Source organism: Streptomyces luteolus (genome assembly GCF_029968015.1).
In the GTDB taxonomy this organism is placed as follows: Bacteria; Actinomycetota; Actinomycetes; order Streptomycetales; family Streptomycetaceae; genus Streptomyces; species Streptomyces luteolus.
The window spans coordinates 41,134-53,781 of record NZ_JASCIS010000053.1 but is presented as its reverse complement, the minus strand read 5'-3'; the positions used below and the strand labels follow the sequence as shown (position 1 = coordinate 53,781).

Sequence of the window (12,648 nt, the reverse complement as noted above, 5' to 3'; positions counted from 1 at the left end):
GGCCTGGCACGTCGCCCGCCGCCCCGGCGGCCTGGTCGCCCTCGCCATCCAGTACGGACACATGCGCACCGCCCTGGACGCCCGCACCTCCACCGGCTACGGCAACCGCGCCCGCCGGGGGTTCCACGGGGAGCTCGACGTCGAGACCGCTCTCGCCGCCGCGACGACCGCAGCCCGGCTGCGCGACGCCGCAGCGGCCGGAGAGAAGATATCCGGTCCCGCCACGCGGCGGGCTCTCATCGGAGCCGCCTCGATCCCCGCCTTCGAAGGCGCCCTGACCACCCCGAAGGCCGCCGCCAAGTTCCTCGCGCGCGACGGCCTCGTCCTCTTCGACAATACGGACTCCTTCCTCATCTGCGCCTTCAAGCGCGACACGGCCCTGTGCGATCCAGACCCCGGGGCGACGGCACCCAACCAGTTCGCCTGCCAACTCGGCTGCGGCAACGCGATCCGCACCGACAGGCACGCACGCGCGGCACGAGAGCACGCCGATCGGCTCGATGCGAAGGCAGCCCTCGTGCCCCAGCCCCTGGGCGACCGGTTTCGCCGAACAGCTGGCCGCTTCCGTGCACTCGCCGACGCCCACGACTCCGCCGCCCAGTCCGCCGAGGAGGCCATCGCATGAACCAGCAGCACACGGACGAACGCTCCCGTATCCGCGAGGCCATGGACCGCCTCCTGGCCGGCCAGCCCACCAGCTCCAACGGCAGCCTCACGGTGGTCGCGCTCGCCGCAGAGGCCGGTGTTCACCGCATGGCTCTGCAAAAGCGCCACGCCGACCTCAAGGAGGAGTTCTACGCACGCGTGCGTGCGGAAACGCACCAGACGCCGGAAGTCGAAAAGCGGCTTCGCAAAGAGGTCGTCCGCCTGAAGGAAGCCCTCAAGGACTCCCGCGCTGCCGAAGCCGAGTCCCGGCATCGAGCGGAGCAGATGACCCTCGCGGCAGCCGTCCTCATCCTCCGGCGACCCGACAAACAGGACCAACTCGCCCCCAGCAACGTCATCCCGCTCCGCCCGTCCGGCGATTGAAGAGAGCAGGCCGCAGCGATGCCGAGTTCCTTGAGGGGTGGGTGAACTCGCGGACGGCCGACTCGCGCCCCAGGAGGCGAGGCTGTGGCAGACCTCGGGGCTTCGGCAAATCACCCGGCCGTCACGCCGCGACGCCGATGAGGCAGTGGCAGCAGAAGCACCCAAGCTCTCGTCAGTCAAGGACAACGTTCACGGCGCGGCGTGATGGCCGGCCATGTGCTCCAAGCGTGCAACGCGCTTCCGGATGGGGGCTTGTGTCGAGAAGAGTCTCGACACAAGGGTATCCGAACGAAAAGGGGCGGCGGCCATCATATGTCCCCTTACCTGGAGGCGAGGCTCGGGCGGAAGCGGCAGCAGTTTGGTTCCCTTTTCCAGCTTGCGGAGCGCTGATGCAAGGGCGAGAGGGTCCCCGGTCAATGAAGCACCAGCAGCATCTGCCCTGTATTCACAGGACCGACTGACCGCGAGACGAATAAGGGAGGCAGCAAGAGGGCCGCCCAAAAGGATGACCAGCAGCGAGCCAAGCATGGTAGAGCCACCCTCGTCGTCGGAACGGCCGGCTGGAGTCAGCCAGACAAGGTTGAGCGCGAATAGAACCACCCCGGCCAGTGCACCAATTGTGGACGAAATCAAGACGTCGCGGTTGTGGATATGGCTCAGCTCATGCGCAATTACACCGCGTAGTTCCCGTTCATCGAGGATGCGCAAGATGCCATCGGTACAGCACACAGCAGCGTTCCGCCGGGTCCGTCCAACGGCGAAGGCGTTCGGGGCTTGCGTTGGCGAGAGGTAGATCGATGGCATGGGACGGCGTGCGTCGACGGACAGTTCACGCACGATTCGATAGAGCTGTGGCACCTCTTGTTCGCTAGCTGGTCGTGCGCGCATGGCTTGCAGCGCAAGTCTGTCGCCGTTCCAATAGGCGTACCCGATGACAGTAAGTGCGCCCGCCATGGCGGTGATCATTCCTGGACGACCGAAGCTACTCCCAGCCAACGCCGCCCCTCCGAGAAGGACTGCCAGCAGCACTGCCGCTCTGAGGGTGCTGTGATGAATTCTGGCGCCTTGCAACTCAATTTGGGCACGGGTGGATGGGCGGTGGGTTATTGGCGGAATAGGAAGAGTGACGTTCAAAGTAGTTGCCACGCAGCGACGCCAGAGACTGTAGTAGTGCCGGCCCCGGCTGCGAGCGACTATGACACGATGACGCTTTTCCGTTTTGAGCGTTGCTGAAATCAGTCTGCGCGCGAATGAATTCTCCGTGCTCATACAGCCCTCCGTGGTTCTGCTCCCGGCGTCGGGGGAGGGATCGTGTTCGGCCGCGCAGATTGCTGATCGGGTCCACCCATGTTCGGGCTGCTCGGAGCTGGAGCGGCTGCAGGAGCCTCCCCGGGGGGAGGGAGGCCGGCCACCGCGTCACCGACGCTCTGCAACTGACCGAGCTGTGTCAGCAGCGCCGGCGCTGAGATACCCACCGCAATCGCTGCGTAGGCACCGTCAATCTGCCCTGTGCTACCGAACATCGCGGCGGCACCGGCCCCAAGCGCTGTGTGGAATAGGGCCGCTACCAGGTCAGGCACGGGATCGATGAAATCTCGGAATGCTGGTACCTCGGCTGGCTGGTCGACGGGGGCCAGTTGGCGATGGGCCCGACGGGCTGCCCGCCACTCCATCGTGTGGTTATAGAAGTCCACGAACGCCCGTAAGGAGCCTCCCGCTGCCCCGAGCAAGAGCAGAGTTGCTACGTCCACGGCCCCGTGCCGATCTGCGGGGCCGCGATGCCCATGCCCTTGGCGAAGAGGTGGACCTGGCCGATCTGCTCCATGGCGGCGAACAGCTCGTCGGTGATGCCCTCGGCCTCGTCGCGCTCGGCGGGCAGGTCGAAGGCGCGGGCCGGTTCGGCGAGTATGCCGGCGCCGTGCTGGACGACGCCGAGGTCTCGCATCAGCTGGCTGGGCCGCACATCAATCACCTGAACTCCCCTTGTCCATGGTGCGTTCGGGCCGTGCCCGATACCGCTACTCCAGACGGTACCGAGCGTGCAGGGCGGGTGTGGTCGTGATCCACGAGAATCGCCGTAGCTTCCCGTCGTCGCTGCGGACGGATGGGGTTCGCAGCGACGAGGCTTCGGCGGTCATGGAGGTCTCGGTGTCCCACGCGACCGGGTCGAGGGTCCTGACGATCGCGCAATGGATGGCACACTGATGGGCCCAACTCGCCCATTGTGCCTGGGAGATCACCTGATGAACGCCACCCCCGCGGCCGACGCCCAGGGAACCGAAACAGCCGGGGAACGTACCGGCGGCTGCCTGTGCGGCCGTATCCGCTTCACTACCCGAGCTCCGGCAGTCTTCCCGCACACCTGTGTCTGCCGCCACTGTCAAAAGCTCGGTGGCACACCAGTGATGTGGTGGGTGGGATTCGAAACGGTCACCTGGACTGGTGAGGGCGGCGAGCCAACCTGGTACGAGACCTTCGAAGGCGAGGCTAAACGCGGCTTCTGCCCGACCTGCGGCAGTCGGCTCGCGGCGATCGACAGCGACATCCCGGAGATTGGCATCAACGTCACCGCCCTCGACGACACCAGCGGCCCAGACCTCGTGCCGATCCACGCGTCTTTCCGCGACAACGCCGTGCACTGGCTGCCGTCGGTGCCGGAGACCGAGCACAGCACGGCCGGTTGACCGACCGTCCACTGGTCGGCAACGTCACCTGCTCCCTCGATGGCCCCGGTCGGCATCCCGTTCTCGCCCGCGAGCTGGGCGCGAACCCCCGGGCCGGGGCCCGCCGCGGCCATGCTCAGCGCGGATAACGGAGAACTCTGCGAGTGCCGCGCGGCAGTCCAAGGACAGTCCAGGGGATGCGCAACCGGAGCGAGTCCAGAAAGGCGCTGGGCTACTTCCTAGACGAATCCTGGCCACCGGCGCCTGCCGGGACGAAAGCGTGAGACCACATCCCAGGAGGGTTGAGAATTCCGGGCGGGTACGAGGAATCTGGGTGAGTGGAGCCTCGGGTCCATCAGTGATGAATTGAGAGCCGCCCTCCGCATAGGGAACATGCTCGGCACCAGGAGCACGAACACGTTCATCAACTTCATCGAAGCGGCCTACATCACGCCGGTGAACAAGGCACAGTCGACCTGACGGGAACTGCTCATCCAAACCGCTGGGTGGCCGTCCCACTCCTTCGACGGCCACCACCGCACGCGACCACACGGAGGAGGCACAAGACGTGAACACATGGACTTGACAGGGAACTGTGCTCGTGCGAGCACTGCACGCGCCTGTCCGGGGCGCCGGCGATGGCCTGGGTCGGGTTCCGTAGGGACGCCCTGAAGTGGACAGGCCCCGCAGGCGAGCCGGCGTACTTCTCCACCTGGCCGACACTGCACCGAGGTTCCTGTCGGCGCTGCCGAACCCAGCTGACGTCCGTTGCCGACGGCTCGGACATGATCATGGTGACGATCTTCAGCCTCGACCGCGCCGCCGAAGTGGCCCCAGTCGGACACAGTTACCGCGAAGAGGCGGCGCCGTGGCTGGCCGTTACCCTCGCCCCCGACCCGCAGGACCGATCGTGACCGGTAGTACGTGGCGCCCCTGTCGGCAGGCCGGATACGCTGCGCCGCGAGCCGGATCGAGACCGCGGCAGTGGCGCCGATCTCTTGGCCCCAGCACGGTTAGCCTTCCGGGGTGAATGAGCCCTCCTCGCTGCCCGGAGACCCCACCGAGCTGCACCTGCGCATCTCCTACGACGACGAACTCTGGGACACCCCGCGGGCGGACACGCTGGAGCGGTGGAACGTGGCCGTGCTGCACCGGCGGCGTACGCATGACAGCGGCCAGGACCCGGCGCCGAGCCGCGACTGCGGCATCGAGGATTGCCCGGCGTGCACGGTGGAGGATGTCGCCGTCGGGTCGATGACTTTCTACCGGGTGCATCTCGACCGCGGCCGGAATGCCTACTGGGCCATGGAGGAGGAGTCCGAGGAGCTGTATGAGACCGCTCAGGTCCTCCTCGACCCCGCGACAGGCTCGTTCACCAGCGAGGTCAGCGAACTGCTGGAGTACGTCGGCTCCGCGCTGCTCGTCATGGATCGGGTGACGCTGGATCCTGCGTGGCGTGGGCAGGGGCTGGCGGCCGTGCTCGGCTGCGAGGTGATCCATCGGCTCATGGTCGGATGCAGGGCTGTTGCCTGTTCGCCCGGCGTTACCGACCTCAGCAGCCAGCGGCTGACGGACGGGTCCGAGTGGGACCGCGTGAACGCCAAGATCGCCAGAGGGTGGGAGAGCCTCGGGTTCCGTCTCTACCGGGACAACGTCTATCTGCTTTCGCCGGCGTCGCAGGACCTGGAGGAGCAGCGAGGGGTACTTCGAGGGCGGCTCGCGGAAGTGGGTGCATCGTGGCGGACCGGGACCTCATGAGGGGCGCTCCAACGCGATCGTCGTGTGCCCAGTGCCCATCGTGCTGTTCCGTATGGGGCCCGGCGGAGTGGTGACCACTCGGGGGCGGCAGCACGATCGTTCTGTGCCGCCTGGCAGTGCGGGTGCACTGTAGTTGCCAGCGCTGCTCTGCATAGTGGTTGCGGTCTCGCATCCGCCGGGCCTACCGAAACGATATGGGCTGGCTGAGGATGGGCGGCATGCCGAAGGGGGAGTTCATTCCTTCGGGTCATGGCCGACTACTTGGACGATTCCCGCCAGAGGCCCGGTTTGCAGGGGGTACGGCGAGATCGCTGACGAGTCCGGGCGCCGAGCTGGGCGACAACGGACGAGTTTGTCCTCGGACAACGAATCCAGTCGTCCTCTGCACGCTGACCTGCGGCGACTAACTCGATTGGCAAGGGGCCCGTGAGGCCGACCCGGCATGGACGCGGTCGCCCTGTCGCCGAGGGCGCCCCCCCGCCGCTCGCCGCCGCTGGTGAACCTCCAGAACCTACCGGCGGCCTGCTTGCTTTCGGGTGCGCGAGTGGGGACTGCCGGTCATCGCCTGCGGGCGACTTCGACTGGCAACGGGCCCCACGCGTCGATGGGGATCGTCTCGCGGCGGTAGCCGTGTTCGTTCAGGAGGTGGCCGCTGAGCTTTGCGGTCCACAGGGCGATGGACCGGTCCGCGATGACGATGCCGGGGGCCTGCTCGGAGACCAGTGTTTCGAGCCTCTGGATTTCGTTCACCGAGCGTACCCAGGCGATGACCAGGAGGTTGTGCCGGCTCGTGATGCCGGCGCACAGACGGACGTCCTGCATTCCCGCGATGCGGCGGGCTGTGGCCTCCCTGTCAGAAAAGCCGAAACAACTAGGTTCGCTGCCAAACGCCTCGATTGGATGACAAAGGACAGTTCGCCGGGGGCAGACAGGAAAGATCGCGGAAAGACTGGCCAACGAGTGCGAGGGCATGTCAACGTAGATGACCTTGCAAGAAACCCCAGGTCAGAGAGGTGATTGCCCGTGACCGTAGCCCCTGTGGGCCCCGGTTTCTCCACCACCGTCGAAGCGCTGCGGCTGCGGCAGTGGCAACTCGGTCCCGGTCAGCCGACCCTGGTCATGGACCAGTTCTCCGCCGAGGACTTCCACCTGGTCGTCGATGACCGCGCGGACGTACACGTCAGCAGCAAGGACGGCCGCTTCTACCTCGGCTGGTTCCCGCTCGGCCGCCCCGGCACGGACGGCGAGGGATGGAAGATCGCGGTCACCGGCACCGCCAAGGTGCCTGGCTACCACGTGTCGTTCGACACCGAGACGCCGGCCGACATCGTCGCCGCCGCCGTAGCGCGCGTGCTGGAGACCTCGCACCGCCTCTGACAGCGCGGACACCGTAGAGGCCGTGCCTCCATTCAACGAGCTGGCCGCCCGAACAGCGATCCGCTCCCCCACACCCGTTTCCCGCACCCCAGGAGGTTGTTCGTGACGTCCCCGGAGATGACCGTCGGCGGTCTCATCGACCTGTTGTCGACCTGCGACCCGAACGCTCCGGTCCGCCAGGCCATGAACCCGTTCTTCCCGATGGCCCACCGCTTGGCGCAAGTCCTGCAGTCGGTCGACGAGACCGGCCGGACCGTCGTCTACCTCGCCGAAGGGCGGGACGAGGACGCGCAGCTCGGCCACCTGCCACCGGATGTCGCCATCGCCCTGACGTGGCAGGGCCCCGTCCAGGCATCCCCGCGCCGCCCCCGCCGCCGCGCCGGCGGCAACTAGATACGCACCGAGCCCTTGGAGGCGCCCTGTACCCCGACTTCCCGACCGACTCGTCCACCCCGAGCGCCGGCCGGTCCGCGTTCTGGGTCGGGCCCCGGCACCTGGCCGGTGACGATGGGCGCCTCTACGACGTGGTCGCCGACACACTCTCCGGCTTGGGCTGGACGAGCCTGACGATCGTCCGCGGACGCCATGAGCCGGACGAGGCACCGGAGGACCGCCAGGTCCTGCGGAGCACCGTCCTGCACATCAGTCCTGACGCGCTGCGCTGGGCCCAGTGGGCCCTGGCGGACGAGCCGTTCCACTTGGGCGAGCTGCCGGTCGCCTGGCAGGTTTCCGCCCGGGCCGAGGCGAGCAGTCCGCTCGCCCAGTGGTCGGCCTACTTCACCCGCGACGTCCCCGGCGAGGCGGTCGTCGACTTTCTCGTCGCGCTCGACGCGAGCGACCAGCCCGCAGTTCCACTCGCAGGAGCCGAGCTGGTCCTCGACGCGGTCGCCGCCCACGGATGGTTCCGTGACATCGACCAGCCCCAGGCGGCAGCGACGGACCCGACGTTCACCTCGCACATCAGCCTCGGCGAGGTCCCGCCCCTCATCCAGGACGCCGATCCGCGCGCCCTGGTCGCTGAGGTCGATGAGACGGGGCCGGCCGGATGGCAGGCGTGGGCCGAGCCCGTGCTCGGCGCACCGTGTCTGTGGGCGGCGTCGTTCGCCGCCAGCGTCCCGCACGATCTCGTCGCCGCATTCTCGGCCTCCCTCAGCTCGACCGCACCCGTCCTGCGGCGGGTACTGCCCGAGGCCACCCAGGAGCGCCTTCTGCGCGCGCCCGCCATCTAGCATCAGCGCGCATCTCTCGACGATCGCAGTCCGGCACCCCAGGAGAGGGGTGCCGGACTTTCTTGCTTCTCGGGTAGCAGCCACTGAGTCTTCAACGCCCAGGAGGGTTTGCCGCCCCGAAGCGGAACGATGCAGGATGCGGCCATGCAACCCAGCGTCGGCGCCTTTCTGGTCATTGTTCTCGTCGTCGCTGTGACGATCGCGTTGACGGTCCGGTCACGCCGCAAGCGCACGGCCGCCCTCGCGGCCCAGTGGCAGGCATTCCAGCAGCACCGCAGCTCCGGCCAGGGGCAACTCCTTCAGGTCGCGCGGGTCTACCAGCACGGACGTCGTGGCTCAAAGGCCGTCGTGACCTGGTGCGACACCGGGCGGCAGCAGGACGCCTGGTTCTGGAACTGGCACGTTCCGGTGGGCGCGTACCTGCTCGTGAACGCGTCCAGCGGCTACGGGCCGCACAGCCACAACCCGAACGTGCTCTACGTCCAGCCCGGCCAGGTCCGCGCCTGGGCGCCGGGCCAGGCCGCTCGCGCCGCGCAGCGCATCAGCCAGTAACGCCATGCTGCCCTCGACCATGGCGGTCGAGGGCAGCATCACAGGCTGGGGACGTGCGGGATCAGCTCGTTTCCGTGGCCTTGGCGAGGGCCTTGTCGAGGTGACGGTCGACAAGGGCGGGGGAGCCGGAGACGATCACCAGCAGGTTGCCGTCGCGGATCGCGGTCTGCTTGACCACGCTGCTTCGCCCTGCGGCGGTGAACGTCAGGAGCTGGCTCCACTGCTGGTCACCGCCGGCGTTGGGAACGGTCAGCTTCTGCGAGGCGACGTCGACCGGGGTGCCGCCGGAGACGACCTGATAGGTCGGGCAGCCTGTCATGGCGTCGAAGACCCGGGCGATGCCGTCGGAGAGCTTCTTCGCGCTGTCGCTGTACAGCTCCTCGGAGATCTCCGAGGAGCTGCCGCCGTAGGTGAAGTCCGCCTTCGCCTCGCGCGGGAAGGCGAGCGTGCCGCCCGTCACCGCGTCGCCGCCCAGCTCGCTCAGGGCCGCGCAGCCGAGGACGGTGACGTCGTCGTGCTGGGCCGGACGCTCCGGCTTGGGCAGGTAGCCCCTGCCGAGGTCGCTCGGGTCGAGCAGGCGGGACTCGAGCGCGGCCGAGGAGAGCACCGCCGTCTCTTGAGCGCGGTCGGACGGCTTTCCCGCCCGGGCCGCGGAAGGGCGCTGGTCTCCGTTCGTGTCGGTGGAGCAGGCGGACAGGGCGAGGAGGGCGGCGGTGATGCCGAGGGCGGTGGTGGCGACGCGAACGCGCATGACGAAACTGACCCCTTGGTGCTAGGCGACGGGTGGTCAGTGCGGGCCCGAGGGCCCGTGGGGTCGTAGGAGTGGTGGTCAGTGCCCGAGGTGGCGCAGGCAGTCCTCGAACGTGGCGTGCGTCGCGTCCGCCGGCCCGCTGTTGCGGTTGTACCAGGCGGTGTCGATGCGGGTCTCCCGCTGCTGGTGGCCTGCCCGGCAGCGCAGCCAGATTTCGCCGCGGGTGGAGAGGATGAGCCAGTCCCGGTACGCGCCGCACTCGGCACAGGCGACCATCTCGCCGTCGAGGACGAGGGGCTGCGCCCAGGGCATCATCTTGCCGTCGACCTGGTCGTGGCTCGGCACACGCAGCTCCGGCGGGAGGAAGTCGTCCACGACGGCCACCGGCGCGGCGGGCTCCGGCTCGGGTGCCGGCACCCCGAAGCCGGGTGGGACCTGGCCTTGCAACTGCGCGTGCAGCTCGGCGAACTGCCGCTGAGCTTCGGTCGGCTCTTTTGCCCGTCGGCGTATCCGGTGAAACACCCTGGCGTCCTCCTCTACCTCGTCACCTGTCCTGCGCGCTTCATGATCGTGCCCCACACCCCCGCCGGTTTCAATTCACAAAGTCCACAGTCCTTCCGGCCAGGTCAGCAGGGGTGCTCGGGCTTCTCGGTTGCCCAGATGAGGAGTTGGCCACGATGCGTGTCTCGGTCCTGTGCGGCGGCGTTGCCACGGTGTTCCCGAACACACGGCATCGTCTCCTTCGACCGCCCAACTGCGTGGCCCCTACTGGCTCGACTCACCTCACCTACGCCACACCCGTCCGTCCTGCGGGTGCACGGACGTCGGCAGGCTCCGCCCCGGACCTGGCCGCCACCGGGGTCGGATGCGGCGCACGACCATGTTGTGGACCGCGGGCGGGGCGGTGGTCTTGTGGCTTCTCCCGGTGGTGCGCTGAGGCCGCGTGACCGCATCGGGCGGGCCTACCGGCTCGGGCGCGAGGTGTCCTCGCCGCTACGCCCCCTGCCGGGCGGGGAGGGCCTGGTGCTCGTCCTGCGCGTCGCGGACCGGGTCTCTGCGGTGCTGGTCTCGGGCAGGTGGGATGCGTCGGCGGGCAGGTCTGCAGCCCGCCGCATCCGCCACACGAGCACGTCGCTGACGGAGTCCGCGGTGCCGAGTTCGCGCCGTACGGCAACGTCGGACAGCAGGGCGGCCGGGTCGTGGCCGGCGGCTTCGGCTTCCGCGACGGTGGCGGCCAGGGCGTACCAGCCGGGCTCGGCGAGGATCTGCTCGCCCAGATCTGGCAGGGCCTCGCGCAGCAGTGCGGTCTGGCGCTGGAGCATCGGCCGGCTCAGGCGTCGGCCGCGCTGGTAAAGGACACCGAGGGGCTGCACGGCGGCGGCCTGGTAGGCGCTGCGCAGGTGTTCGGCGGTCCGGGTCGCGGCCTCGGCCTGCTGGGCGTGGCCCCTGCGGGCGTGCCAGTGCGCGGTGGCGGTGATCAGGAAGAACAACATGTCGATCGCCATCGCCGTGGTGGCGCCGTCCTCGCCACGGCCGAGCGCCGTGCCGCCCTGGACGAGGTCGCGGGCGGCCTGCCGCAGCGCTCGATCGTGCCCGCGCGCGACGCGGACGTGCGAGCGCGAGGCCCGTTCGAAAGCCGTGGCGGCGTCGCGGAGTTCGCGGCGGGTGTGGGCGGCGGACGTCTTCGCGAGGGCGTCCAGGACCTCGCCGGCCGCGGCGATGTGGGCGGCGGCGACCGCGTCCTCGCCGTGCTCGAAGACGACCATGGCCTGCCACACGGCCGAGGCCGTTCCGCGGCGTGCGGCGGCCGGACTGCCCGGCCCCGTACGGATCGCCTCCTCCTGCCGGGAAGCTGGGGCGTCGGCCGACCAGCGCTCGCGGATGCGAGGCAGCGACAGGTCGGGAGCCAGGCGGGCGCCGGGGTAGAACACGGGCTCGCCGTCCTTGTTCAGGTCGTCGGGCAGGGCGACCTTGTATCCGAGCAGGTCGCCGGAGGGCGCGGCGCGCTTGCGGATCAGGAGGCCGGCGGCGGCGAGCCGGTCGAAGAACTCCTCGTCGCTCCGCGCCCCGCTCACCGCGCGTCGTACGGCTTCGCGCAGTTCCTCGCGGGCGGTGCGCTCGCGACCCTGCCGCTCGGCCTTGTGGCGCTCGGCGCTGGTGGGCCGTTGAGCTGCGGTGCCGTCACCGGGTGACACCTGATGGAGGCCGAGTTCCTTCTCGATGAGCCGGGCTTCGGCCTGGGCGCGGGCGCCGGAGCGGAAGTCGTCAGGGCGGTGGCCGTCCTCGGTGACGAGGGTGGCGACGATGTGGATGTGGTCGTCGGCGTGGCGCACGGCGGCCCAGCGGCAGCCGGACTGTCCCTCACCCGGGTCGATGCCCGTGGCGGCGACGATGCGTCCGGCGATGCCGGCCCACTCCTCGTCGGACAGGATCCGGTCGCCCGGATCCGCGCGTACGGAGGTGTGCCAGACATGCTTGGCCGGGCGGGCGTGCTTGGCGAGGGCCATCACCGGTTGGTCCAGGAGCTGCTGGAGGTCGGTGAGGGTGGCTTTCGGATCGCGGCCGGGGTCCGGGGACATGCCGTCGAAGGAGGCGATGAGGTGAGGGTCGGTGTGGTCCTCGTACTTACCGGTCTCGTAGAGGTAGTAGAGGAGACCTCTGGTGTCCGACCCGGACGGGTTGACGCTGGGGATCATGAGCCGTGGTGTTCGATGAGCCGCGTGGCGGTCTCGTGGGCGGTGTCGGCGGCCCGCCGTACGGCCGCGATGGCCGCTTCGAGGTGAGGAACGTCTGCACCGGAGTTGAGCGCCTTGACTGCCTGGTTGAGGTTGCTGCCAGCCCAGCCGAGCCGACGCCGGCTGTCGAACAGGGCGGTGATCACTTCGCGTTCGTCGGCGATCTCGGCGCTGGTGCGGCTGAGGTCGCGGGCGGCAGCGAGCGCGGAGCGGGCGAGGAACCCGGCGACGGACAGGTTGCACTGGACGGCGGCGGATTTGATCAGGGCGTACTCGTCTTCGTTGAATCGCGTGGCGGGCTGGCGCAAGCGCTTCTTTGCGGGCGGCTGGCGCGGTCGCTGACGAGCGCGCTGTCGGTGGGCGCGCGGCTCGGTCTGCTTCTCCTCTGGCCCCGGCTTCGATCCGCCCCCGGTCGAAGCCCGAAGGACCTGCGCCCCCCGGTGCAGGTCCTCTCCCGCCCCCTCGGGGGCGGGATCGGCGGAAGCTATGCTTCCGCCCCAACTTGCTCGCCCTGAGACCGAGTTGGAGTCGCGATCAGGTTTCGGGGCGGTGCC

The 12,648-nt window shown here is 69.0% G+C and carries 15 protein-coding genes and 1 pseudogene; 9 read left to right on the top strand and 7 right to left on the bottom strand.

From position 1 onward, the window contains the following. Together QIT00_RS33475 and QIT00_RS33470 are read left to right on the top strand one after the other, a co-directional pair. A pseudogene (locus QIT00_RS33475) lies at positions 1–625 on the top strand (integrase); the annotation flags it as partial. Then, positions 622–1,029, top strand: a complete 408-nt coding sequence (locus QIT00_RS33470; protein ID WP_282539238.1) for a hypothetical protein — start codon at positions 622–624, stop codon at positions 1,027–1,029. The pseudogene QIT00_RS33475 and the gene QIT00_RS33470, both read left to right, overlap by 4 nt. Positions 1,030–1,218: 189 nt before the next feature. Here QIT00_RS33470 and QIT00_RS33465 read toward each other — a convergent pair whose 3' ends face one another. Beyond that, positions 1,219–2,085 (bottom strand): M48 family metalloprotease, encoded by an 867-nt coding sequence (locus tag QIT00_RS33465; RefSeq protein WP_282539241.1) that lies wholly within the window; start codon positions 2,083–2,085, stop codon positions 1,219–1,221. 685 nt (positions 2,086–2,770) lie between these two features. Then, the gene (locus QIT00_RS33460; protein WP_282539237.1) at positions 2,771–3,001 is read right to left on the bottom strand and encodes a peptide deformylase; all 231 of its coding nucleotides are present in this window, start codon (positions 2,999–3,001) and stop codon (positions 2,771–2,773) included. A gap of 271 nt (positions 3,002–3,272) precedes the next feature. Between QIT00_RS33460 and QIT00_RS33455 the strand changes: the two genes are divergently transcribed. The 3 genes from QIT00_RS33455 to QIT00_RS33445 all read left to right on the top strand — a co-directional run bounded on the left by QIT00_RS33455 (position 3,273) and on the right by QIT00_RS33445 (position 5,450). After that, positions 3,273–3,713, top strand: coding sequence for a GFA family protein (locus tag QIT00_RS33455; protein ID WP_282539236.1), 441 nt, complete (start codon positions 3,273–3,275; stop codon positions 3,711–3,713). A 572-nt stretch (positions 3,714–4,285) separates the two neighbouring features. Then, a complete protein-coding gene (locus QIT00_RS33450; RefSeq protein WP_282539240.1) occupies positions 4,286–4,606 on the top strand; it encodes a GFA family protein in 321 nt (106 codons plus the stop codon). Between the two features lie 112 nt (positions 4,607–4,718). After that, on the top strand, positions 4,719–5,450 hold the full coding sequence (locus QIT00_RS33445) for a hypothetical protein (protein WP_282539235.1): 732 nt from the start codon (positions 4,719–4,721) through the stop codon (positions 5,448–5,450). A gap of 558 nt (positions 5,451–6,008) precedes the next feature. On the opposite strand, the gene QIT00_RS33440 is transcribed toward QIT00_RS33445, so the two are convergent. Further along, positions 6,009–6,272 carry a hypothetical protein gene (locus QIT00_RS33440; protein WP_282539234.1) on the bottom strand — a complete coding sequence of 88 codons (264 nt, stop codon included), beginning with the start codon at positions 6,270–6,272 and terminating at the stop codon, positions 6,009–6,011. 201 nt (positions 6,273–6,473) lie between these two features. On the opposite strand from QIT00_RS33440, the gene QIT00_RS33435 reads away from it, so the two are divergent. The 4 genes from QIT00_RS33435 to QIT00_RS33420 all read left to right on the top strand — a co-directional run bounded on the left by QIT00_RS33435 (position 6,474) and on the right by QIT00_RS33420 (position 8,608). Continuing rightward, positions 6,474–6,827 (top strand): DUF317 domain-containing protein, encoded by a 354-nt coding sequence (locus tag QIT00_RS33435; protein ID WP_282539233.1) that lies wholly within the window; start codon positions 6,474–6,476, stop codon positions 6,825–6,827. 102 nt (positions 6,828–6,929) lie between these two features. After that, the gene (locus tag QIT00_RS33430) at positions 6,930–7,220 is read left to right on the top strand and encodes a hypothetical protein (protein ID WP_282539232.1); all 291 of its coding nucleotides are present in this window, start codon (positions 6,930–6,932) and stop codon (positions 7,218–7,220) included. Between the two features lie 26 nt (positions 7,221–7,246). Next, positions 7,247–8,056 (top strand): DUF317 domain-containing protein, encoded by an 810-nt coding sequence (locus tag QIT00_RS33425; protein ID WP_282539239.1) that lies wholly within the window; start codon positions 7,247–7,249, stop codon positions 8,054–8,056. 144 nt (positions 8,057–8,200) lie between these two features. After that, positions 8,201–8,608, top strand: a complete 408-nt coding sequence (locus tag QIT00_RS33420; RefSeq protein WP_282539231.1) for a hypothetical protein — start codon at positions 8,201–8,203, stop codon at positions 8,606–8,608. Between the two features lie 61 nt (positions 8,609–8,669). Here QIT00_RS33420 and QIT00_RS33415 read toward each other — a convergent pair whose 3' ends face one another. The 4 genes from QIT00_RS33415 to QIT00_RS38805 form a co-directional block, all read right to left on the bottom strand. Continuing rightward, the gene (locus QIT00_RS33415; protein WP_282539230.1) at positions 8,670–9,359 is read right to left on the bottom strand and encodes a hypothetical protein; all 690 of its coding nucleotides are present in this window, start codon (positions 9,357–9,359) and stop codon (positions 8,670–8,672) included. A 78-nt stretch (positions 9,360–9,437) separates the two neighbouring features. Further along, complete coding sequence (locus tag QIT00_RS33410) at positions 9,438–9,881, bottom strand: hypothetical protein (protein ID WP_282539229.1); 444 nt, start codon at positions 9,879–9,881, stop codon at positions 9,438–9,440. A 440-nt stretch (positions 9,882–10,321) separates the two neighbouring features. Continuing rightward, entirely contained in the window at positions 10,322–12,055 is a 1,734-nt protein-coding gene (locus QIT00_RS33405) for a relaxase/mobilization nuclease domain-containing protein (protein WP_282539228.1), read from the bottom strand. After that, positions 12,052–12,402 carry a plasmid mobilization protein gene (locus QIT00_RS38805; RefSeq protein WP_349017223.1) on the bottom strand — a complete coding sequence of 117 codons (351 nt, stop codon included), beginning with the start codon at positions 12,400–12,402 and terminating at the stop codon, positions 12,052–12,054. The genes QIT00_RS33405 and QIT00_RS38805 overlap by 4 nt, the downstream gene beginning before the upstream one ends. Between the last annotated feature and the right edge of the window lie 246 nt (positions 12,403–12,648).